Origin of the sequence: Streptomyces sp. NPDC015144, assembly GCF_043079735.1 — a bacterium.
Classification (GTDB): Bacteria; Actinomycetota; Actinomycetes; order Streptomycetales; family Streptomycetaceae; genus Streptomyces.
Window position 1 is genome coordinate 730,882 of sequence record NZ_JBIBUU010000001.1, and the last position, 21,505, is coordinate 752,386.

General features: G+C 71.9%; 17 protein-coding genes. 12 read left to right on the forward strand and 5 right to left on the reverse strand.

Annotated elements, in window-relative coordinates; translation table 11 throughout:
- The first annotated feature begins 278 nt into the window (after positions 1-278).
- Together ACF08W_RS03195 and ACF08W_RS03200 are read left to right on the forward strand one after the other, a co-directional pair.
- The gene (locus tag ACF08W_RS03195; protein ID WP_392278213.1) at positions 279-2,066 is read left to right on the forward strand and encodes a serine/threonine protein kinase; all 1,788 of its coding nucleotides are present in this window, start codon (positions 279-281) and stop codon (positions 2,064-2,066) included.
- Entirely contained in the window at positions 2,063-3,205 is a 1,143-nt protein-coding gene (locus ACF08W_RS03200) for a serine/threonine-protein kinase (RefSeq protein ID WP_392278214.1), read from the forward strand. The genes ACF08W_RS03195 and ACF08W_RS03200 overlap by 4 nt, the downstream gene beginning before the upstream one ends.
- 157 nt (positions 3,206-3,362) lie before the next feature.
- Here ACF08W_RS03200 and ACF08W_RS03205 read toward each other — a convergent pair whose 3' ends face one another.
- The gene (locus tag ACF08W_RS03205; protein WP_352276735.1) at positions 3,363-3,818 is read right to left on the reverse strand and encodes a cyclic nucleotide-binding domain-containing protein; all 456 of its coding nucleotides are present in this window, start codon (positions 3,816-3,818) and stop codon (positions 3,363-3,365) included.
- A 245-nt stretch (positions 3,819-4,063) separates the two neighbouring features.
- Here ACF08W_RS03205 and ACF08W_RS03210 point away from each other — a divergent pair, with 245 nt between their 5' ends.
- Positions 4,064-5,788, forward strand: coding sequence for a GAF domain-containing protein (locus ACF08W_RS03210; RefSeq protein ID WP_392278215.1), 1,725 nt, complete (start codon positions 4,064-4,066; stop codon positions 5,786-5,788).
- A gap of 40 nt (positions 5,789-5,828) precedes the next feature.
- On the opposite strand, the gene ACF08W_RS03215 is transcribed toward ACF08W_RS03210, so the two are convergent.
- A complete protein-coding gene (locus ACF08W_RS03215) occupies positions 5,829-6,554 on the reverse strand; it encodes a response regulator (protein ID WP_385216523.1) in 726 nt (241 codons plus the stop codon).
- A 45-nt stretch (positions 6,555-6,599) separates the two neighbouring features.
- The gene (locus ACF08W_RS03220) at positions 6,600-7,484 is read right to left on the reverse strand and encodes a universal stress protein (RefSeq protein ID WP_392278216.1); all 885 of its coding nucleotides are present in this window, start codon (positions 7,482-7,484) and stop codon (positions 6,600-6,602) included.
- A 579-nt stretch (positions 7,485-8,063) separates the two neighbouring features.
- Here ACF08W_RS03220 and ACF08W_RS03225 point away from each other — a divergent pair.
- From ACF08W_RS03225 to ACF08W_RS03245, 5 genes are all read left to right on the forward strand, one after another.
- Positions 8,064-10,388 (forward strand): heavy metal translocating P-type ATPase, encoded by a 2,325-nt coding sequence (locus tag ACF08W_RS03225; RefSeq protein ID WP_392278217.1) that lies wholly within the window; start codon positions 8,064-8,066, stop codon positions 10,386-10,388.
- A 207-nt stretch (positions 10,389-10,595) separates the two neighbouring features.
- Complete coding sequence (locus ACF08W_RS03230) at positions 10,596-11,624, forward strand: zinc-binding alcohol dehydrogenase family protein (protein WP_385216532.1); 1,029 nt, start codon at positions 10,596-10,598, stop codon at positions 11,622-11,624.
- A gap of 302 nt (positions 11,625-11,926) precedes the next feature.
- Complete coding sequence (locus tag ACF08W_RS03235; protein WP_392278218.1) at positions 11,927-12,217, forward strand: DUF1918 domain-containing protein; 291 nt, start codon at positions 11,927-11,929, stop codon at positions 12,215-12,217.
- Entirely contained in the window at positions 12,214-12,927 is a 714-nt protein-coding gene (locus ACF08W_RS03240; protein ID WP_392278219.1) for a helix-turn-helix domain-containing protein, read from the forward strand. Before ACF08W_RS03235 ends, ACF08W_RS03240 begins: the two co-directional genes overlap by 4 nt.
- A gap of 134 nt (positions 12,928-13,061) precedes the next feature.
- Positions 13,062-13,967 (forward strand): universal stress protein, encoded by a 906-nt coding sequence (locus ACF08W_RS03245; RefSeq protein WP_392278220.1) that lies wholly within the window; start codon positions 13,062-13,064, stop codon positions 13,965-13,967.
- Positions 13,968-14,190: 223 nt separating this feature from the next.
- On the opposite strand, the gene ACF08W_RS03250 is transcribed toward ACF08W_RS03245, so the two are convergent.
- Positions 14,191-14,847 (reverse strand): CBS domain-containing protein, encoded by a 657-nt coding sequence (locus ACF08W_RS03250; protein ID WP_385216546.1) that lies wholly within the window; start codon positions 14,845-14,847, stop codon positions 14,191-14,193.
- A gap of 189 nt (positions 14,848-15,036) precedes the next feature.
- Here ACF08W_RS03250 and ACF08W_RS03255 point away from each other — a divergent pair, with 189 nt between their 5' ends.
- The 4 genes from ACF08W_RS03255 to ACF08W_RS03270 all read left to right on the forward strand — a co-directional run bounded on the left by ACF08W_RS03255 (position 15,037) and on the right by ACF08W_RS03270 (position 20,268).
- Complete coding sequence (locus ACF08W_RS03255) at positions 15,037-16,119, forward strand: zinc-dependent alcohol dehydrogenase family protein (protein ID WP_392278221.1); 1,083 nt, start codon at positions 15,037-15,039, stop codon at positions 16,117-16,119.
- On the forward strand, positions 16,116-16,889 hold the full coding sequence (locus tag ACF08W_RS03260; RefSeq protein ID WP_385216552.1) for an HAD family hydrolase: 774 nt from the start codon (positions 16,116-16,118) through the stop codon (positions 16,887-16,889). Before ACF08W_RS03255 ends, ACF08W_RS03260 begins: the two co-directional genes overlap by 4 nt.
- Positions 16,886-19,288, forward strand: coding sequence for a glycoside hydrolase family 65 protein (locus tag ACF08W_RS03265; protein WP_392278222.1), 2,403 nt, complete (start codon positions 16,886-16,888; stop codon positions 19,286-19,288). The genes ACF08W_RS03260 and ACF08W_RS03265 overlap by 4 nt, the downstream gene beginning before the upstream one ends.
- 119 nt (positions 19,289-19,407) lie before the next feature.
- Complete coding sequence (locus ACF08W_RS03270; protein WP_392278223.1) at positions 19,408-20,268, forward strand: universal stress protein; 861 nt, start codon at positions 19,408-19,410, stop codon at positions 20,266-20,268.
- Between the two features lie 264 nt (positions 20,269-20,532).
- Here the strand turns inward: ACF08W_RS03270 and ACF08W_RS03275 are convergent, their stop codons facing one another.
- Entirely contained in the window at positions 20,533-21,333 is an 801-nt protein-coding gene (locus ACF08W_RS03275) for a GPP34 family phosphoprotein (RefSeq protein ID WP_392278224.1), read from the reverse strand.
- Positions 21,334-21,505: the final 172 nt, after the last annotated feature.

Here is a 21,505-nt window from a genome sequence, read left to right on the forward strand (position 1 = left end):
CCGGCGCCGACGCCCCTCGGACGGAGCGCCGGAACCCGTGTCGTCGGGCCGGGAACGTGATGGCCTGGGCATCCCCCGCTGGTACCAGGAAGAGGCCCGGCCGATCCGGCGGCGCGCGGCGACACGCTCCCGGTGTCACCCCTGGGGCGGAGCCGGGCCCGGCCCGGAGGGACGTGCGGAGCCGCGACCGCGCACCACTTTGCTGGATGGGTGCCCCTGGCTACACTGCGGCGTCGACCAGGGGATGGCGGCGAACGGGGAGCCGGGGGAGACTGGCGTTGACCGCTGGGGGAGAGATGTTCGGGGCCGACCATGGGGCGAGGATCCAGCCGCTGGAGGAGGGCGATCCGGTACAACTCGGCACGTACACACTGATCGGACGGCTCGCGTCGGGTGGGATGGGGCGGATCTTTCTCGCCCGGTCACGGGGCGACGGTTCGCTGGCCGCGGTCAAGACGCTTCTTGCCGAGGGGCACATCGGTGATGCGGACCGACGGCGGTTCGCACGCGAGGTCAAGGTGGCCCGGCGCGCCGAGGGAGTGCGTACCGCCCGGGTGCTGGACGCCGATCCGCAGGCGGAACGTCCGTGGATGGCGACGGAGTACGTGCCTGCGCCGTCCTTGTCCGAACTCGTCTCCCGTGCCGGCCCGTTGACCGGAACGGCTGCCCGCTGGGTGACACGCGGCGCACTGGAAGCGCTGGTGGAGCTGCACCGGCAGGGCATCGTGCACCGGGACGTGAAACCGCAGAACCTTCTGTTGGAGCTTTCCGGCCCGCGCCTCATCGACTTCGGAATCTCGCACGCGGCGGACCTGACACGTACCCAGCTCACCCTGGGCACGATCGCGTTCACGTCCCCGGAACAGGCGCGCGGCGAACCCTCCACCGCAGCGTCCGACGTGTACTCGCTCGGCGCCACCCTCTTCCACCTCGCCGTCGGGCGCTCCCCGTATCCGCCCGATACCGAGATGCTGCTCCTGCTGACGTACGTGGCGGAGGCGGACACGGACCTGGCCGGGTTGCCGGAGGAACTCGGGCCAGTGGTCCGCGCCTGCCTTTCGCTGTCGCCGGAGGACCGGCCGAGCGCGGAGGAACTGCTCGACCGGTTCGCTTTCGAACTGGCCGAGATGCCGACGGCTGCGGACGCATCCGGATGGCTGCCGAGCCCGTGGGCGCGGCTGATCGAAGGCTACGCACGCCAGGGCCGTGCCCTGGCTGCCGACCCGCGTGACGAGCCGCCGGAGGACGAGGCACGGACGCGGGTGCTGCACGACAGCACGCGGGACAGGGCGGCGGCGACTCGGATGCTCCGGGAGGCGCCCGTTGCCGGGACCGTGCAGGAGGATCGTGCGTACGCGGAGATCGAAGGGCCGCCCCGTGCGGAAGTCGCGGCCGAGGCCGAAGTTCCCTCCCGTGCGGAAGCCGCCACCCCCGCACCCGCCGACCAGCCCGGCGCGGGCAGAGGCGCCCGTATCCTGGTCCGCTCCATTCAGGTGTTCATGGCCTCCCTCCTGCTGCTCCTCGCCGTCGGCGCCACGTACGGCTACTACCGGTACAGCCACGCGGACGACCCGGACGCCACGGACCGGGCCTTCGACGCCGTCGTCACCGGCGACTGCGTCACCACCGACCTCGACCTCGAACACGGCTGGACGGACGAGGCACCCCGGACCGCTGATTGCCGCACCGCGACGAACGCGCCGTGGAAGGTCATCGCACGGGAGAAAGGGGGACTCGTCGAGCGGTGCATGGGCGGTGACGGGGCGATGGCGTGGACACGGCAAAGCGGCGCGGGCACGGTCAGCCTGTGCCTGGAGCGCCGGTTCACCGACGGGGAGTGCGTACTGGGGGCCGAGCCCACGGACGACATCGTCCTGCAGGTCACACCCCTCCTCGAGGACACCGTCTTCGCCACCACCGTCGGCTGCTCCGACGCGCCTCCCCGGGGGCGGGCGGTGCTGCGGGTGATCAGCTCCGCGCAGGTCGAGCAGGGCTGCCCCGAAGAGGCCGTCGTGCAGTACCGATTCACCGAACGGGGGCGCCTGCTGTGCCTGACCCGGGCGTGACCCCGAGCCCGCTGCACCGGTCCGATCCGACGGGCCTCGGCCCGTACCGGCTCGTGGGCCGGCTCGCCGTCGGCGGTATGGGCCGCGTCTACCTCGCCGTGCACTCCGGCACGGGCGAACTGGCGGCGGTCAAGACGCTGCTGGTGGAGGAGATCGGCGACACCGACCGGCAGCGGTTCGCGCGGGAGGCGGCCCTGGCCCGGCGGGTCCCGGGACGGCACACGGCCCGGCTGTTGGACGCGGCACCCGGAGAGCGGAGGCCCTGGCTGGCGACGGAGTACGTACCGGCACCCTCCCTCGGCGAACTCGTCGCCCGAGGCGGGCCCGTGGACGCCGTGACCGCCGCCTGGCTGGCTGCCGAATGCGCGACGGCCCTGACGGCGCTGCATTCGGCCGGTGTGGTCCACCGCGACCTCAAACCGCAGAACATCCTGCTGTCGGCCGATGGGGTCAAGGTCATCGACTTCGGTATCTCGCACGCCACTGATCTGACCCGGACGCGGCTGACGCTGGGCACGCTCGCGTACATCGCCCCGGAGCAGGCGCGCGGCGAACCGGCGACTCCGGCGGGAGACGTGTACGGGCTCGGCGCGACGCTGTGCACCCTGGCGACCGGCCGGGCGCCCTACCCCGACGTCGGCGATCCCATACAGCTCCTGGGGCTCGTCGCACGCGGTGCCGTCGACACCGCGGAGGTGCCGGAGCCGTTGCTCGGTCTGGTGTCGGCCTGCCTCGCGGCCGACCCGGCGGACCGGCCGCGTCCGGACGAGCTGCGGGAGCGGGCGGAAGCGGTGGGCCGAGCGGGCGCGTCCCGGATGCCGGACCGCTGGGCCGGGATCGTCCTGGCGTACCAGCGGCAGGGGCGGGAACTGGCCGGGAAATATGCGAGCACCCCTGTGCCGGGAGCCGATGGCCCCGCATACGACGAAAGCCCCCCGCACGACGCCGAGGCCATGTCCGCCGAGAGCCCCCCGGACACCAGAACCTCCCCCCGTCGCACGGTTGGCCTGACCCCCCGGGGGTGGCGCGCGGCAGGAGGCTTCGCCGCGAACTGCGCGGGCCTCGGCCTGTTCCTTCTCGGCGCTCTGGCCGTCCTCGCCACGGTGATCGTGATCGTGGTCGCCGTCGCCACCGACTGACGCCGAACTCCGCAGACCGGCTTCCCCACGCTCATGCCGTTCTCCCCGGTCGATTCCCGTCCCGCACCGGAGACGATCCCGGCTCCCACGAGGCCGCACCACGGAGCGGCCTCGGACTCCTCGGGCGCGAGTGCCGTCACCGTAAGCGCATGGGCGCTCATGCTCCGCCGCTGCCGTAGGGGGCGTAGAGGTCGAGGAGCCGGACCCGGGCGGCGTGCAGCCGCTGGGCGACGACGCGGCCGACCCAGACCGCGATCGACCGGCCGAACTCCGCGTCCTCGGCGCAGAGCGACCGGACCGCTTCGGCGTCGAACTCCCAGGCCCGGACCGGGCTCATCGCCTCGGCACCCAGGTGCCAGGTGAACGGCGGGTAGTGCCAGGACCAGCCGATCAGTTCGCCGTGGCCGAGCGACTCGATGACGGCGTGCCGACGCCCCGGCACACGCAGGTCGAGGGCGACGGTTCCGGTGCGGATGATCCAGAACCGGTCGGCGTGCCGCCCCTCCTCGAACAGACGCGTACCGGCGTCGAAGGAGGTTTCCCGGGCGAGGCCCAACAGCCGCTCGCGGTGCTCGGCGGGCAGCGCGGTGCCGATGGTGGTGGCCGAAGTCATCTCAGCGGCTCCCTTCGTGATCACTCCCTCCAGGGTGAACGCTCACGGGCCACGTCACCACGGGCCGCCCGGGTCCGATTCAGAGGCCCAACGGCCCCTGTACACGGCCGCCGCACAGTGCCCCGTCGGCCGTCTCCCCGCACGGGGGGCGGCCGGTACCCCGCCACCGGATGCCTCCCGGCTCAGGGCCATTACCGTGAAGGTGTGGCCCCATCGCGTCCCACGGGGGCCGCAACGGAGGCATCGTGGGCGGCAACGACAAGTCACGTGACCACTGCGGAGAGGGACGTCGCCGGCTGGGCTCGCTCCCCGGCGGGCTCCAGGAACGGCTCGCCGCAGTGATGCGGGAGCCGGTGGAGATGGCCCAGCTCTTGGACGCGGTCATGTCCGTGGGCCGGGAACTCGATCTGCCCCGCGTGCTGCGCCGGATCGTCGAAGCGGCGGTTGTCGTGGTCGACGCGGAGTACGGGGCGCTCGGAGTGGTCGGTGATGAGGGAACGCGGCTGGCCCAGTTCCTGCCGGTGGGCCTCACGGCGGAGCAGCACGAAGCCATCGGCCACCTGCCAACGGGGCACGGCATTCTCGGTGAGCTGATCCGCCATCCCGAACCGTTGCGGTTGGCGGAGCTCTCCGAGCACCCTTCGGCATACGGATTTCCGCCGAACCACCCCCCGATGCACTCGTTCCTCGGCGTTCCCATCCGGGTCCGCGACGAGGTCTTCGGCAATCTGTACCTGACGCAGAAGCGGGGCGGCCGGGCCTTCGACGCCGAGGACGAAGCCGTGCTGTCCACGCTGGCGGTCGCGGCGGGCGTGGCCATCGAGAACGCCCGCGTCCATGCGGAGACGCGTAACCGCCAACGCTGGCAGGAAGCCAACAACGAGGTCGTCGCCGCTCTGATGAGTGGGGCGGGTCAAACCCGTGTCCAGCGGATGATCGTCGGTCACTCCGCTCGCATCCTGGCCGCGGATCTCGGAGTGCTGGCACTGGTCGCCGACAAGAAGAGCCTGCGCGTGGTGGAGGCCTCCGGGCTGGACGCGGAGTCGCACCGCGGGCTGGTCCTGCCGCGGGAAGGCTCGTTCTCCGGCGCGGCACTCGACGCGGCTGAGCCGATCACCAGCCGTGATGTCGAACACGACCCGAGGATCACGGAGGGACCACGGCGATGGGCGGGACTGGGCCCCGCTGTCGCGGTTCCGATGATCACAGGGGGCCGGGCCCGAGGAGTCCTGCTGCTGGCCCGGACACGGGATCGTCCCGTCTTCACGGATGCGGAGACCACGCCGCTGCTGACGTTCGCCGGACAGGCCGCGCTGGCGATGGAGCTCACCGAGCGACGTGAGTCCGCCGAACAGATCGCTCTGTTGGAGGAGCGCGACCGTATCGCCAGGGATCTGCACGACCTGGCCATTCAGCGGCTGTTCGCCACGGGGATGACCTTGCAGAGCGTGGTGCGCCTGGTGGAACAGCCGGAGGCGAGTGAGCGGCTGCTGCGGGCGGTGGACGACCTGGACGAGACCATCAAGATCATCCGGTCCACCATCTTCGGCCTCCGTGTCACCGGCTCGGGCCGGGGCGGCCAGGGGCTGCGTGTCCGTGTGGCCACCACGGTCGAGCAGGCCGCCAGGACCTTGGGGTTCCAGCCGTCGCTGCGGCTGGCGGGGCTGATCGACACGGATGTTCCGGCCGCGATCGCCGAGCAGGTGATCGCGGTGCTCGGCGAGGCTCTGAGTAATGTCGCCCGCCACGCACGGGCGACGGCGCTGGACATCTCGCTGGTGGTGGGTGAGGGCGAAGTGGAGCTGGTCGTGTCGGACAACGGCGTCGGCATGCCCGGGCACATCGCTTCCCGGAGCGGGCTCGACAACCTCGCGCGGCGCGCGGAGAAGTTCGGCGGCGCGTTGACGGTGGGGGAGGCGGACCGGGGCGGGACCAGGCTGAGTTGGCGGGTTCCGCTGCGTCTCTCCTGACAGCACCCGGAGCGCGGCGGGAAGTGCGGGGGACAGGGGATCAGGCCGTGTGGTGTGCGGTGGTGTGCGGGGACGTGCCTGCGGCGTGGTCGTCCGCGGCGTGTGCGGCGATCACGGCCGCCTGGATGCGGCGTTCGACACCGAGCTTGGCCAGCAGCCGGGAGATGTGGTTCTTGACCGTCTTCTCGGAGAGGTAGAGACGCTTGCCGATCTGGCCGTTGGTGAGTCCTTCGCCGATCAGAGCGAGGACGTCCTTCTCCCGGGGGGAGAGCGCCGTCAGCGCGTCGCCCTCCGCGGAACCGCTGCCGGAGCCCTCCCCGCGCAGGCTGTTCATCAGCCGTGCCGTGGTCGAAGGATCGAGGGTCGACCGCCCGGACGCCAGGGTACGGACGGCGGCGACGAGGTCCGTGCCCTTGATCTCCTTCAGCACGTAGCCGGCCGCGCCGGCCATGATGGCGTCGAGCAGCGCCTCGTCGTCGTCGAACGAGGTGAGCATCAGACAGGCCAGCTCCGGCATGCGCGAACGCAGTTCACGGCAGACCGTGATCCCGTCGCCGTCCGGCAGCCGCACATCGAGGATCGCCACATCGGGGCGGAGCGCCGGGCCCCGGGCCAGCGCGTGGTCGGCCGTACCCGCGTCACCGACGACCTCGATGTCGGCCTCCGCGTCGAGCAGATCCTGCACACCGCGCCGGACGACCTCGTGGTCGTCCAGCAGGAACACGCGGATCGGACTCTGTGCGGAGAACTCCGTTCCGTTGCCCATGACGGCCCTCCTCGTCTCCAAGGATCGCGCTGTTCTCCCGGTTCCTCACTGTGGGGCCGGGGTGTCGGGTACGACGGCGACCGGGCAGGACGCATAGTGCAGTACCGCGTGATTGACCGGACCGAGGCGCGAGCCGGGGTGCCCGTCGGCCCGCCGCGCACCGACGACCAGGAGATCCGCGCCCTCGGCCGCCTCGATCAGTACCTGATGGGCGGGGCCCTGGACCACGGACCGGTGGATGTCGGCTCCGGGCCCGGACCGTTCCAGTACGGCCAGGACTTCTTCCAGGTGGTCGGCGGCCTCCTGATGATGTGCGGAGGTAGGAGAGCCGGAGAGCAGCGGATGCTTCGCCGCTTCGTGGGCGGGGGAGCGCCAGGCGCGTACGGCGATCAGCTCGCCGTGGCGCGAGACCGCCTGGGCGAGAGCGAAGCGGACGGCCGCGGACGGCCCCGCGGCGTCGCCGATCCCGACGACGACGCGGGCCGGCTCGGGCGGGATCTCCGGTGCGGCGGCGGGTACCACGACCACCGGGCAGTGGGAACGGCCGGCGACGGCGAGGCTCACGGACCCCAGGAGCATTCCGGCGATCCGGCCGCGGCCACGGGAGCCGAGCACGAGCAGCGCGGCCTCGTGGCTCTCGTGCACCAGCGCGTGAACCGGATCCTCGGGCCGTACGTCGGCGGTCGTCCTCACCTCGGCATGGAGACGCTCCACCCGTTCCTGTGCGGACGCGACGAGGTGCTCGGCGAGAATCTGCTCGGCCGGGCGCCCGGTGTCGAACGTGGGCCACGCGGTCTCATAGCGCTCCCACAACGACGCGTGGACGACGCGCAGCGGGAGCTGTGAGCGCGCCGCTTCCGAGGCGGCCCAGTCCAGGGCCCGGAGGCTGCCCTCCGACCCGTCCACCGCGGCGACTATCGGGAACTGCATGGCTCCTACCACCTTCCTCGAAGAGGCGTCGCCCCGTCTTCAGCATGGGGCGGTTCGTCGGCCGGTGCGTAGGGGCCGTTCGTCCCCCGTCCGGGCCCGGAAGGTTCCTCAAGGGGACGGCTCCGTGGCCCTACCGGTCCGCACCGGGCCTTCGAGCGAGCACGAACGGGTAGGGCGGCGGCAGGTCCTCGGCACGCTGTTCCCGGGAGACCACGGGAACGTACGGGTGGATGTCACCCGGGGCGTGGCCACGCTCACCGGCCGTGTACCCGACGCGGTGCTGATTCCCGTCGTCGCCCGCCTCGCACGGTCGTGGAGGGTGTCGCGGGCGTGGAGACGAACTGCGCCGCTACCTGATTCGTCGCCATACCGGGGCGGACGACTCCGGGGAACGGGAATGACCACCGCAGGAGCCCGCGCCCCGTCCGCGTCGCCGCCGAGCGGGCGCGGGGCCAGAAGCACATCCCGCCACCGTGCGGTCCGCCAAACGGGTCGCGGCCCCGGCCGCTCGACCTGCTTCCGTGATGCGATGGCAGGAGACCACCCAGACGGTTGCCCCGCCGAGGACCGAGGTACGCCATGAACCACAACCGGGCACGGCCACGCCGCCCGACTGCCCCGACCGCGTTCCTGCGGCTCGAACCCATGCTCGTGGCAGTGACGACCACGGCCTTGGCAGCGGGAGGAATCGCCTGGCTGGCCGACGCACCCGCGCTCGCGGACCTGTTCTGGGCGCTGGGCACCGCAGCCGCCATCGGCCCCGCGGTCGGCTGGGTGGTGGCGGCTCTGCGGCGCGGGCGAGCCGGGGTGGACGTGATTGCCGTACTCGCGCTCGGCGGCACCCTGGCCGTGGGCGAGTACGTGGCGGGTGCCCTGATCGCGTTGATGCTCGCCACCGGTCGAGCCCTGGAGACGGCCGCCCAACGGCGGGCCTCCCATGACCTGCGTGCCCTGCTCGAACACGCACCGCGCTCGGCGCATCGCCGTACGGACACCGGAGTGGACACCGTGCCGCTGAGCGAAGCCGTCGTCGGTGACCTGCTCGTGGTACGCCCGGGTGAGGTGGTGCCCGTCGACGGGTGGGTGGAAAGCGCCGTCGCGGTCCTGGACGAGTCGGCACTCACCGGCGAACCCCTCCAGGTCCAGCGTCGCCACGGCGAAGGGGTGCGCAGTGGGGTGGTCAACGCGGGCGGGGCCTTCGAACTGCGGGCCACCGCCACCGAGCGGGACAGCACCTACGCGGGCATCGTGCGGCTGGCCGAGCAGGCCGGGGCCGAGTCCGCGCCGGTCGTACGGCTGGCCGACCGCTACGCGGCCTGGTTCCTCCCCCTCTCCCTCGCGGTGGCGGGACTGGCCTGGCTGCTCAGTGGCTCCGCGGTACGCGCGGTCGCCGTTCTGGTCGTCGCCACCCCCTGTCCTCTGCTGCTCGCCGCCCCGGTCGCCGTCGTGTCGGGGCTGTCCCGGGCATCACGCCTCGGCGTGGTCGTCCGCGACGGCGGCGCCCTGGAGAATCTCGGGCGCGCCCGTACCCTCCTGCTCGACAAGACCGGCACCCTCACCGGGGGACGCCCTCGGGTCCTCGATGTCGTCGCCGCCCCCGGGCTGAAGCCCGCAGAGGTGCTGCGACTGGCGGCCTCGGTCGACCAGTACTCACCGCACGTACTGGCCCGGGCCATCGTCGACGCGGCCCGGGAGCGTGGACTGGAGCTGTCGACCGCCGAGGACGTCGTCGAGGAGCCCGGCCGGGGAGCCGTCGGCACCGTGGACGGGCGCAGGGTCGGCGTGGGCCGCCCCAGGGCCGTGGACGTACGTCCCGCCTGGGCCAGGGCGGTGGAGAACCGTGCGCTCCTCGACGGTGCGGCACTCGCCTGGCTCGTCCTCGACGAGCGGCCCGCCGGTGCCGTCCTGCTGCGCGACCCCCTGCGGCCCGACGCCCCACGCACCCTGCGCCACCTGCGTACGGCCGGGATCGATCGACTGCTGATGCTGACCGGCGACCGTGCCGCTCCCGCCCGTGAAGTCGCCGCGGTACTCGGCCTCGACGAGGTGCACGCCGAACTCGGCCCGGCCGAGAAGGTCGCCGCCGTGCACGCGGAACGGGAGCACGCGGTCACGGTGATGGTGGGCGACGGGGTCAACGACGCCCCCGCCCTCGCCGCCGCCGACATCGGAGTCGCCATGGGGGCACGGGGCGCCACCGCCTCCTCCGAGGCCGCCGACATCGTCCTGACCACCGACCGCCTCGACCGCCTCGCCGATGCCGTCGCCATCGCCCGGCGGTCGCGTCGCATCGCCGTCCAGAGCGCTCTCGGGGGCATGCTGATGTCCATCGCCGCGATGGCCGCAGCCGCCGTCGGACTGCTTCCGCCCGCCGTCGGCGCGCTGCTGCAGGAAGGCATCGACATCGCCGTCATCGTCAACGCTCTTCGTGCCCTGCGCGTCGATCGGACCGCGCGGCCGACCCTCACCCCCGAGGCCGAGGCGCTCATCCACCGCTTCGCCGCGGAACACGACGACCTCCAGGACGTTCTCGACGCCGTACGTGCTGCCGCCGATCAGCTCTCCGACACCACCGGCCCGGAGGCTCTCGCCGCTGTCGAGCAGACCCATCACCTGCTCACCGAACGACTCCTGCCCCATGAACAAGCCGAGGAGAACCAGCTCTATCCCGCTCTCGCTCCCGCTCTGGGAGGCCCCGAGGCGACCGCGACCATGAGCCGTGCCCACACGGAGATCGAACGTCTCTCCCGCCGTATCGCCACCCACCTGCAGCTCGCCCGGAGCGGTGGTGGCCTGGCCCCCGAGCAACTCGACGACCTGCGCTCCTGTCTCTACGGCCTGAACACCGTCCTGCGTCTGCACTTCACCCAGGAGGAGGAGAACTACTTCTCCCTCGCGCCGTAGCAAATTCCCGGCAGAAGCCCGATATGGACTCACCCTGGCTCGCACGACGCGAAGCCGTGGGAGGGTGCCCGCTTTCCCGCGTCACCGGGCGGACGCCGACAGAGTCGTCAGCCCCGGGTAATCCTTGGCATCGGCGCTTTCCCGCTGCGGTCGGCCGGTCCCTGGTGAGCGTTTGCCGGGCCGGTGTCCCGGTGTGACGCTGGGAGCATGGTGCGCGTGCCGGACGAGGAAGCGCTGACCGGGTGGGCCGTAGGGAACCCCGGCCCGATCGAGGGCGGCCCACTGATGCGGATACGGCGGGCTGCCCCTTCCCCCGGCCCCGGCGAGATGCTGCTCATGGTGGAGGCATGCGGTGTGTGCCGTACCGACCTGCACCTCGCCGAGGGCGATCTTCCCCCGCACCGGCCGTCGACCGTCCCTGGGCACGAGATCGTCGGGCGGGTCGCCGCCGTCGGTGAAGGGGTCACGGATTTCCGGGCCGGTGACCGCGCGGGCGGGGCCTGGCTCCGCGGGACCTGCGGCCGTTGCCGGTACTGCCGGGCGGGCCGTGAGAACCTCTGCCCGGACTCCCGGTACACCGGCTGGGACGCGGACGGCGGATTCGCCGAGGCCGCCCTCGTACCTGCCGACTACGCCTACCGGCTCCCCGACGACCAGGACGCCGCGCTGCTGGCGCCGCTGCTGTGCGCCGGAATCATCGGCTACCGGGCCCTGCGCCGCAGCGCCCTGCCCCCCGGCGGACGGCTCGGGATCTACGGTTTCGGGGCCTCGGCCCATCTGGCGGCGCAGGTCGCACTGGCCGAAGGAGCGACGGTGCACGTGCTCACGCGCTCGGCGCGAGCCCGCGAGCTCGCCCTCGAACTGGGTGCCGCCTCCGCGCGCGGCGCCTACGACCGCCCGCCGGAACCACTGGACTCGGCGATCCTGTTCGCACCGGTCGGCGACCTGGTCCCCGTGGCGCTGGAGGCACTGGACCGCTCGGGCACACTCGCCGTCGCCGGGATCCACCTCACCGACGTTCCCGTGCTGAACTACCGCCGCCACCTCTTCGAGGAACGGAGCCTGTGCAGCGTCACCTCCAACACCCGGCAGGACGGCCGGGAGTTCCTGGAGACGGCGGCCCGGATCGGTATACGGGTCACGACCAGCCCCTATCCGCTCGACGCCGCCGACCAGGCGCTCAAGGACCTCGCCGCCGACCGGGTCGACGGTGCCGCCGTCCTCGTCCCCGGATGACGTCGGGCCTGCCCCGTCCGGCGGGTCTCGCAGGCGTCCCCGAACAGTGACGAGTCGCGGTGACGACGTTGTGCGTCATGAACTCGGAAACCGTGCGGTGCCGCATGACGGTTCTCCTCCAGGAGCGTGGAATCCGGCGGATTCCACGATGGGGCACCGGCGCCGCGGACAGGCAGTGCCGAACGGTCCTGTTCCGGGGCCGGTGGCCCCTATGAGGAGAACTCCGGACAGAAGCAACATGGGTTCGGGAACGCGGGCCGCCCCAGAAGGAGCCCGGAGATGCACGGCGACGGGAGACGGTCATGGCTGGGACCCAAGTGCCGGACGGCTCGGTGAAACCGCGTGCGGGTCTCTGGGCCCGAACGGGCGACCGGCTTGTCGTGGGCGGTGCCACCGTCGGGGACGCGGGGCGGGACGGAGAGATCGTCGGACTGCACCACACGGACGGCACCCCGCCCTACGATGTCCGCTGGTCGGACACCGGCCGGGTCACCCTGGTGTTCCCCGGCCCGGACGCCCGGGTCCGGCACTACCCGGCCGATGACTCCTCCGCCGGACCTCGGCGTCGGACCGTCCAGGAGGAAAGACGATGAACACCGTTGACAAGGTGCCGCACCCGAGCGATTTCGGCCGCCGTGTCGCGACCAGGCGTCGGCAGCTCAACCTCTCCCGGGAGGACGTGGCGGACCGGGCCGGATCCACCGTCGGCTACATCACCTACGTGGAGGAGCGGTTGCCCGGTCCGGGAACGGGGTTCCTGGTCCGGCTCGCGGACGCCTTGGAGACCACGGTCCAGGACCTGATGGGGATGACGGCCGACCTCCCGTCCGGGGAAGGGCACGCAGGATCACGGCCGAGGCTGGAGAGGATCGACGAGAAGGAATGCTGGGTGCTGCTCGGCGACCACGGCGTGGGCCGGATCGCCATCGAGGTGGCGGACACACTTGACGTCATTCCCGTCAACTACCGGGTCATCGACGGGCGGGTGCTCTTCATGACCACGGCCACGTCCGCACTCGGGCGGGCCGCAGCCGCCGGTGCCGAGATCGCCTTCGAGGAGGACCATGTGGACGAGGCGTTCCGCCAGGGCTGGAGTGTGCTACTCGTCGGCCCGGTGCGCATCGTCTCGGACTCGGCCGAGTCCCAGTCCCTCCGGGTTGCCGCGCAGGCGCAGGCGCAGTCGTGGGCCGGGGAGGGGCGGGACACCCCCGTTCTGCTCCTGCCGCACCGTGTGACGGGGCGCCGGATCCTGGTGCCGGGTGCGCCCGGCACGGCCGACGGGGCCGGTACGCGGGAGCGCTGAACCCGTGGCCGGCGGTCGGGCCGCACTCCATGGGACCCGAACGGCCCATGGCGGTGGAGGCCGCGGCGGTGTCGGCATACCCATCGCCGGCCACGGGGTGCGCGCAGGCTCCGGGGCGGACCGAAGGAGGAACCATGAACAAGCAGACCGCAGCCCCGCTCGGGCTCGCCGAGGTCGTCGTGGGAATCGACGGTTCCCCCTCGGCGCGGACCGCCGCGCTCTGGGCCGCCGAGGAGGCCGACCGCCGCTCGCGCGCCCTGTGTCTCGTGCACGCCATCGACACCGGCCGGCGCGTCCACACCCGCGACGCGAGATCGGCGCACACGGCACGTGAAGCCGCCCATGAGGTGCTGACCGGGACGGCGGAGGCCGTACGCGAACGCTTCCCGGGCCTCGCCGTCACCCAGAAGCTCGATGAACAGGAACCGGTCGCCGCACTCCTCACGTCCGCCGGCTCCCGGGGAACGGTCGTGGTCGGAAGCAGGGGGCTCGGCGGCTTCTCCGCCCTGCTGCTGGGCTCCGTCGGACTGGGAGTGGCTGCCTCTGCCGAGGTGCCCGTGGTCGTGGTGCGCGGGGAGACCGGGCGCCCGGAGTCGGACTCGGTGACCGCGGCCGTACGTGACTCCGCGGACCTCGGGTGGCTGCTGCTCGCCGCAGCGGAGGCGGATGCCCGCAGGGCGGCGCTGCGCATCATCAGCGTGTGGAACGTGCTCGCCCATGTCGGCACCGTCGCGACGATGCTCGACGACCTGGACGAGATGGCGCAGCAGCGGGTGAGGGAGATGAAGGAGCTTGCCGACCGCGTGCGCGAGAGGTTCCCGGGCCTGGTCGTCGGCCATCATGTGGAGGCCGGAACGAGCACCCCGGGCGTCCTGACCGAAGCGAGCGCCCACACCGACCTCCTCGTGATGGGCCGGGGCCACCCTTCGACGGGACTGGGGCCCTCCCTCGGGCGCGTCGCCCACGCGCTCATCCATCACGCGCGCTGCCCCGTGGAGATCGTTCCGGCGGCGTTCGTGGCCATGGACGGCACGCCGTGACGGGCCTTCTGCCCGGAGTGGATCCCGGGAGCCCGGATGCGCCCGCACTGGCCCGGGCCACTGCCGAGGCGAAACGCGGACGCCCGAGTTCCGGTGCCCGTCGGGCGGCCCCGGAGCGGGACCGACGACGACTGAACCGGACGCTGCCGCACAGCGGGACGAATACGCCGGTCGGGAACCATCGATCCGACGAAACTCCGGCGCCCGAGTTCGCGGAGAGGCGTCACCGCTGCGTCCCCTCAGCGGTGAGTTCGCACCGCACGTCCACCACGCCTTCGACGGTGCGCGCCAGCCGCTCCGCCACGGGGACGAGTGCGCCGTCGCTCACCTCACCGGTCAGGATGACGACGCCCGCCTCGACGCGCACCACGACCCGGTCGTGGGACAGGGGGAAGAGCCGGTCGACGACTTCGCCGCGGACCTCGTCGGCGAGATCCTCGTCCGGCCGGAGGAAGACCTTCAGCAGGTCGGACCGGCTCACAATGCCCTGGATCAGACCGTGCGGGCCGACGACCGGCAGCCGTTTGACGTGCCGTGTAGCCATCAGCCGCGCGGCTCGGGACAGTGAGGAATCGGGGTCGACGGTAACGGCCGGCGAGGTCATCAGGTCCTCGGCCCGGCCGGAACCCGCCTTCGCGGCGGCGCCGGGTCTGCGCAGCTGCTCCACGAAGCCGAGGTGGCGATCGTGGAGTTCCTCCTTGAGAACCAGATCGGCCTCGGATACGACACCCACGACCCGGCCTTCCCCTTCGATCACGGGGAGCGCGGTCACCTTCCATCTGTTCATGGCAGTGACGATCTCCTTGAAGTCCGCACCGGGCCGGACGGCGACGACCTTCGTGGACATCACGTCCGCGACGGTGAACGGGGGACGGGCCATGGCGGTCTCCTTCGGCTGGCCGGGTACGCACCTGCCCGCATCAACCTTCACATCCACACGGCGGCGCAGCACGGGCCCGAGGGGGTCGTTCCGGGGACCGATCGGCCCATGTGCGGTGTCCGGGCCCGGCGCCAGCCTGACGTTGACACCTGCGGGGCGATACCCGCTGACACCGGGAAGGCGGCTGTCATGAAGGCTCTCGTGTTCCAGGGAACGGGCCGCGTCCAGTGGCAGGGCGTGCCGGACCCGGGCATCAAGGACTCGGCCGACGCGATCGTCCGTGTCGAGGCCGTCACCATCTGCGGCACGGACCTGCACATCGTCAAGGGGGACGTGCCCGAGGTCGAGCCCGGTCGCGTCCTCGGGCACGAGGCGGTGGGCACGGTGGTGGAGACCGGCCAGGACGTCCGGACCGTGGTGCCGGGCGAACGTGTCCTGATCTCCTGCATCTCCCCCTGCGGACGTTGCCGCTTCTGCCGTGAGTCCCGCTACGGGCAGTGCCTGGGCGGCGGAGGATGGGTGCTCGGCCACACCATCGACGGAACGCAGGCCGAGTACGCGAGAGTGCCCTTCGCCGATCTGTCCGTCCACCCGCTCCCGAACGCCGTCGACAGCTTCGACGCCGTGCTGCTGGCCGACGTCTTCCCCACCTCCTACGAGGTCGGCGTCCTCAACGGCGGTGTCCGGCCCGGAGACACGGTCGTGGTGGTCGGCGCCGGTCCCATAGGACTCGCCGCGATCACCACGGCACGCCTGTACAGTCCGGGGCGGATCGTGGTCGTCGACCTGGCGACGAACCGTCTCGAAGCCGCCCGCCGGCTGGGCGCGGACGCCACCGCCACCGCGGACGAGGAGCCCGAGCAACTCGTGGCCGACCTCTCCGACGGCCTGGGCGCCGATGTGGTCATGGAGGCGGTGGGAGTCCCGGAGACCTTCGAGATGTGCACCCGGATGGCACGGCCCGGCGGCCGGATCGCCAATATCGGGGTCCACGGCAGCCCGGCTGCCCTGCATCTCGAAAGCTTGTGGATCAGGGACATCACCCTCACCACCGGGCTTGTGGACACAGTGTCCACCCCCGTCCTGCTGAGCATGATGGCGTCCGGTCGGCTCCCCACCGCGGAACTGGTGACCCACCGCTTCGAACTCGGGCAGATGGAGGAGGCGTACGACGTCTTCGGCCGCGCGGCGGAGACCGGCGCGGTCAAGGTCGCGCTCGGCAGCCCGCAGCACACGGTCGTCGAGGCCGCACAGCCGGTGGCGCGGGGATGAGCGGACACCGTCCCGGACGCCGACCGCCCCGGGGCGTCGTCCTCGACACCGACGGAGTGCTGCTCGCCTCCGCAGCCGTTCACGCGGCGGCGTGGAAGGTCGCGTTCGACGGATGCCTGGCCCGATGGGCGTCCGGGGAACAGAACTGGATGCCGTTCGACGCGGACGCCGACTACTGCCGCTTCGTGGACGGCAAGTCCCGGTACGACGGGGCGGAAGCGTTCCTGACCGCCCGAGGAATCCGCCTGCCGCCCGGGCGGGCGGACGCGTCCCCCGGCTGCGAAACGATTTGGGCCGTGGCGGCGCGCAAGGAGCGGGAGTACCGGAAAGCCGTGGGGGAGAAGCCGGTCGCACCCTTCGAGGACGTCGTGCCCGCGCTCACCGCCCTGCGCTCCCTCGGTGTGCCGTGCGCCGCGGTCTCCGCGTCCCGGCATGCCCGGCGGCTGCTCAGCACAGCCGGACTCGACCGGTTCCTGACCGTCGTCGTCGACGGCGCCGACGCCGCCGAACTCGGTCTTCCGGGCAAGCCCGACCCCGCACTGTTCCTGCGGGCCGCAGGGCTGCTCGGCACACGGCCCGGGGACGGCGCGGTCGTCGAGGACGCGCTCGCCGGGGTCTCGGCGGGCCATGACGGCCGCTTCGGGCTCGTCGTCGGCGTCGACCGCACCACGGACCGGCACCGCACCGCACCACTGCGGGAACACGGGGCCGACCTGGTCGTCGCCGACCTCACGGAATTCGTGACGGCCGTGTGGGGAGCGGACCCATGACCCCCGCGGCCATCTGGCGGTACGACGCGTACGATCCGGCGCGGGAGCGGTTGGTGGAGGCGCTCTGCACGCTCGGGAACGGCCGGTTCGCCGTCCGGGGTTCCACGCCCGAGTGCGCCGCCGACGCCGTGCACTATCCGGGCACCTACCTGGCGGGCTGCTACGACCGCCGTACGTCGTACGTCAGCGGTGAGCGCGTCGAGAACGAGGACCTCGTCAACCTGCCGAACTGGACGCTCCTGCGCTACCGCTGCCTCCCAGACGACCGGTCCCCGGGGGAGTGGCTCGGGCCCGACTCCGCCCAGCTGCGGCACTGTGACGTCCAGCTCGACCTGGAACGGGGCGTGCTCACCCGGCACCTCTTCTTCCAGGATGCCGCAGGGCGCGGTCTGCGCGTCAGCCACCTGCGGATCGTGCACATGGGGGACCCCGGGATCGCGGCCCAGCTCACCACGTTCCACGCGTACGGCTGGGCCGGGACGATCGAGGTTCAGTCGGTCCTGGACGGCGCCGTCCTCAACGCCGGGGTCGAGCGATACCGGAACCTGGACGGCCGCCACCTCACCGGCCACCGAAGTGGTTTCGAACCGGACGGCGTCGCCTTCCTCTCCTGCCGCACGAGCGATCCGGGCCGTCTGATCGCCATGGCGGTCCGTACGGTGACCAGCCCTCGGTGCGGTGGCAGGTCGGTGACCACACCGACCGGAACCGTACAGACGTACCTTCTGCGTCTCGGGCGGAGCCGGTCGGCGACCGTGGTGAAGACCATGGCCCTGCACACGTCCCTGGACCGCCCGTCCGGCTCCCCCCTCGTGACGGCGGTGGAGGCAGCCGCGCGTGCCCCGGAGCTCCCTGTCCTGCTGGCCACCCACCACGCCGCCTGGCAACGCCTCTGGGCGGAGGGGGAACTGCATGTCCCGGGCGAGGCGGGCCGCATCCTGCGGCTGCACCTGTTCCACCTGCTCCAGACGGTTTCCCCGCACACGGCCGAACTCGACGTGGGAGTCCCGGCGAGGGGCCTGCACGGAGAGGCGTACCGGGGCCACGTCTTCTGGGACGAGCTTTTCGTCCTCCCCTACCTCGACCTCCACTTCCCCGAAGTGGCCAGGGCGCTGCTCATGTACCGCCACCGTCGGCTCCCCGCCGCCCGGGAAGCAGCCCGCCGCACCGGCCGACAGGGCGCCATGTACCCCTGGCAGAGCGGGAGTTCCGGAAAGGAGGAGACCCAGGAGCTCCACCTCAATCCGCGTTCGGGCCGGTGGCTGCCCGACCACTCCCGGCTCCAGCGCCACGTGGGCTCGGCCGTCGCGTACAACGTCTGGAAGTACGCGCAGGCCACCGGGGACCGTGGATTCCTGTATGCCGAAGGTGCCGAGATACTTCTGGAGATCGCCCGCTACTGGGCCTCCTCGGCGGAGTTCGACGCGCCGCTGGGCCGGTACCGCATCCGCGGGGTGGTGGGCCCCGACGAGTACCACGACGCATATCCGGGGTCGACGGAGCCGGGCATCGACGACAATGCCTACACGAACGTGACGGCCGCGTGGGTCCTCGCGCGCGGCCTCGACCTGCTGGACGAACTGCCCGCCGCCCGGCGGGACGAACTGTGCGAACGGCTCGCGCTCGACGCCACGGCCCTCGACCACTGGGCCGAGGTGTCACACCGCCTCCACGTGCCGTTCCACCGGGGCGTCGTGAGCCAGTTCGCGGGATACGGCGAGCTGGCGGAGCTCGACTGGGCGGCGTACCGAACCCGTTACGGTGACATCCGCCGACTCGACCGCATCCTGGAGGCCGAGGGCGACACCGTCAACCGCTACCAGGCGTCGAAGCAGGCAGACACCCTCATGCTCGGCTACCTCTTCCGGGCGAAGGAGCTCTCCGATCTGTTCGCCCGGCTCGGATACCGGATGGACGACGAGATCTGGCGCGACACAGTCCACCACCACCTGAGGCGCACCAGCCACGGTTCGACCCTCAGCAGCCTGGTGCACGGCTGGGTGCTTGCCCGTTTGAAGGGCCCCGACGCCTGGCGGTACTGCGAGGAGGCGCTGATGGCCGATGTGGCCGACGTACAGGGCGGGACGACCGGCGAGGGAATCCACCTGGGAGCCATGGCCGGCACGATCGACCTGGTCGAACGCGGGATCACCGGCCTGGAGGCGGGACCGGGCGGACTGCTCGTGGCACCGGTGCCGCTGCGGGAGTTCCCTCGGTTCGCCTTCACGCTCTGCTGCGGCGGGCACCGCGGGATACGTCTGCGTATGCTGCCGGGCCGTCTGGGGATACGGGTGCCCGCGGCATCGCCGGGACCGCTCGACATTGCCCTGCCCACAGGGCGGCGTACCGTCGCACCGGGCGAGGAACGATGGTTCCGGTTGCGGGGCGGCGCGTCGTGAACCGCGGCGTTTCAGCGAGGCGTCCCGGATGGGCCGCAGCCAGGCAGCCAGGTCGCCACCTCCCTGAACGGTACTGGAACGAGACCCGACAGGAACGAGACCCGAGAGGGGAGCACTCCATGAGTACAGCCGGACAGGGCGAAGGCATCGTCGTCGGAATCGATCCCGTCCGCACCGGGCCTCTCGCCCTGGCCTGGGCAACGGATGAGGCCCACCGGCGCAGACTGACCCTCCACCTCGTCGTCGCCGTGCCACCGCTACGGGAAGCGCAGCTCGTCGACGACACCCCGCGGCATCGGGCGCAGACACGCGCGGGAAACGAGGCGTTGCGGACCGCGGCCGACTGGGCGCGTGCCCGGCACATGGGTGTGAGAACCACATCCGATCTCCTTGACGGTGCCCCGGCACCCGTCATGTCCCACATGTCGCGGCAGGCCGCCATGGTCGTGCTCGGTTCCCGCCACCTCAGCCGCACCGAGGAGTTTCTGAGCGCCGGTTCCCTGGTCGTCCCGGTCACCGCGCAGGCACGGTGCCCCGTCGTGGTCGTCGGGGACGCGGAACACGGCACTCAGGATCCGCCGTACCTGGTCGTCGGTGTCGACGGCAGCGAGTCGTCGCGTTCCGCCCTGGCCTTCGCCTTCGAGGAGGCGGACCTCAGGCGCTGCGAACTGCGGGCCGTCGCGGTCTGGCAGCCTCCCGTGTTCTTCCGGCACCCGGAGGATACGTCGCTCCACGCGGAACGCCGCCTGCTGGCCGAGACCACCGCTGGCTGGTCGGAGAGGTACCCCGACACCCGAATCACCCACGAAGTGCTCATCGGGTCGCCCGTCGAACTGCTCGCCGAGGCCTCCGAGCACGCTCTGGCTGTCGTGGTCGGGCGCCGGGGCCGGGGCGGCTATTCGGGGATGCGGCTCGGATCCGTCGTCCACGGACTGCTGCACCGGGCCCACTGCCCCGTAATCACGGTTCCGGGCCCCTGACGGCCGCGCGCCGACGAGGAACTGATGCTCATCCGGGCCGCCGAACCCCTGATTCACCGCCCCGCATCATCAATCCCGCCCCGCGGCTTCAGGGGCGTTGTAGGCAGCTCGGGGCAGGGAGCAGGCATCGTCGTAGCCATGAACGGTGCCCGAAGTGGTCGGAGGCGTTCGCCCGGTCCTGACGGGCCTGGGCGATGTCCTCGTGGGGCCGGCCGATGAAGTTCCACCACATACCACGGCATCCGCGCGGGTTCGATGTCGGAGTCACCAGCCGGCGTGCCCGTCGCCGTGGTGGCCGGTGCCGTCTGCGCCGCCCTCGGACCAACTGCCGGGGTCCAAGCTGTGGCCAAGACCGTGGCCACCGGTGGTGAAGTCGGCGTAGAGGTCACTGAGCTCGCCGAGGAGTTGGCGGGTGAGGACGTCGGCGCCGGTGGTCAGTGCCGCAGCGAGTTCCTCGTCGGCGACCGGGGCCGCTCCGGCGGTTGAGGGGGTGAGACGGTGCGTTGCGGCGAGGGCGGCCATACGGCGGCGGTCGGTGATGCCGCGCAGTCCAGGGTAGGCGGCAGGGGCGAGGCCCGCGGCCTGGGCAAGCACGGCGAGGGTGAGGTCACGGTCAGCGGTGGACTTGGCGGAGCCGGAGCGGACCACGCTGTCGAGGCGGTTCAGCAGCGCCTGGCGGCGCGGCATGTCCACGGAAAGAATGTCGTTGCGGGTACGGCCACTGCCATCGCGCCACCGACGGACACGGACCGCCTTCTGGTCCTCCAGTCGGGAGAGGTACTCGACGGTCAGGGAGTGCGGTGTCCGGCGCAGCCAGTCCTTGAGGTCGGGCGGGGGAGTAGCTGCGCCGAGACCGTGCAGGACATTGCTCAGGCGACGGTCTTCGACAGGCCGGGCGTCCAACACCTCGATCCGTCGGCGCCCGACGGCGATCCGTCCCGCCAGGCAGAGATCCGCCAACTCCGAGGACCGCAGGGCGTACCGAAGCCGAATGTCGCTCCGTATGCGTATGCGCTGCCTGCCTGGGGCTATCGCGAGCAGGAGTAGCTCATCCCCCGTAGTCATGCCTGCCAGGGTAGGTGCGGCGGTCCGCGGAAGGGAGAGCTCCCGCAGGATGCTCAGCGCGCCGCCTGTACCGGAGCGTCTGCCCCCGGTAGGCCAAGCCCGGACGCACAGGCAAGGGGATGCCCCCGTCCCACCGGTCCGGTTCAGGCAGTTGGAGTCCTTGTGCGAGTTG

What these genes read in the sequence shown, in the direction of transcription:
- ACF08W_RS03260 (WP_385216552.1), top strand. Translation starts at nt 16,116, where the DNA reads ATGAGCGGACACCGTCCCGGACGCCGACCGCCCCGGGGCGTCGTCCTC.
- ACF08W_RS03245 (WP_392278220.1), top strand. Translation starts at nt 13,062, where the DNA reads ATGAACAAGCAGACCGCAGCCCCGCTCGGGCTCGCCGAGGTCGTCGTG.
- ACF08W_RS03205 (WP_352276735.1), bottom strand. Translation starts at nt 3,818, where the DNA reads ATGACTTCGGCCACCACCATCGGCACCGCGCTGCCCGCCGAGCACCGC.
- ACF08W_RS03225 (WP_392278217.1), top strand. Translation starts at nt 8,064, where the DNA reads ATGAACCACAACCGGGCACGGCCACGCCGCCCGACTGCCCCGACCGCG.
- ACF08W_RS03250 (WP_385216546.1), bottom strand. Translation starts at nt 14,847, where the DNA reads ATGGCCCGTCCCCCGTTCACCGTCGCGGACGTGATGTCCACGAAGGTC.
- ACF08W_RS03275 (WP_392278224.1), bottom strand. Translation starts at nt 21,333, where the DNA reads ATGACTACGGGGGATGAGCTACTCCTGCTCGCGATAGCCCCAGGCAGG.
- ACF08W_RS03215 (WP_385216523.1), bottom strand. Translation starts at nt 6,554, where the DNA reads ATGGGCAACGGAACGGAGTTCTCCGCACAGAGTCCGATCCGCGTGTTC.
- ACF08W_RS03270 (WP_392278223.1), top strand. Translation starts at nt 19,408, where the DNA reads ATGAGTACAGCCGGACAGGGCGAAGGCATCGTCGTCGGAATCGATCCC.
- ACF08W_RS03230 (WP_385216532.1), top strand. Translation starts at nt 10,596, where the DNA reads ATGGTGCGCGTGCCGGACGAGGAAGCGCTGACCGGGTGGGCCGTAGGG.
- ACF08W_RS03255 (WP_392278221.1), top strand. Translation starts at nt 15,037, where the DNA reads ATGAAGGCTCTCGTGTTCCAGGGAACGGGCCGCGTCCAGTGGCAGGGC.
- ACF08W_RS03240 (WP_392278219.1), top strand. Translation starts at nt 12,214, where the DNA reads ATGAACACCGTTGACAAGGTGCCGCACCCGAGCGATTTCGGCCGCCGT.
- ACF08W_RS03220 (WP_392278216.1), bottom strand. Translation starts at nt 7,484, where the DNA reads ATGCAGTTCCCGATAGTCGCCGCGGTGGACGGGTCGGAGGGCAGCCTC.
- ACF08W_RS03235 (WP_392278218.1), top strand. Translation starts at nt 11,927, where the DNA reads ATGGCTGGGACCCAAGTGCCGGACGGCTCGGTGAAACCGCGTGCGGGT.
- ACF08W_RS03265 (WP_392278222.1), top strand. Translation starts at nt 16,886, where the DNA reads ATGACCCCCGCGGCCATCTGGCGGTACGACGCGTACGATCCGGCGCGG.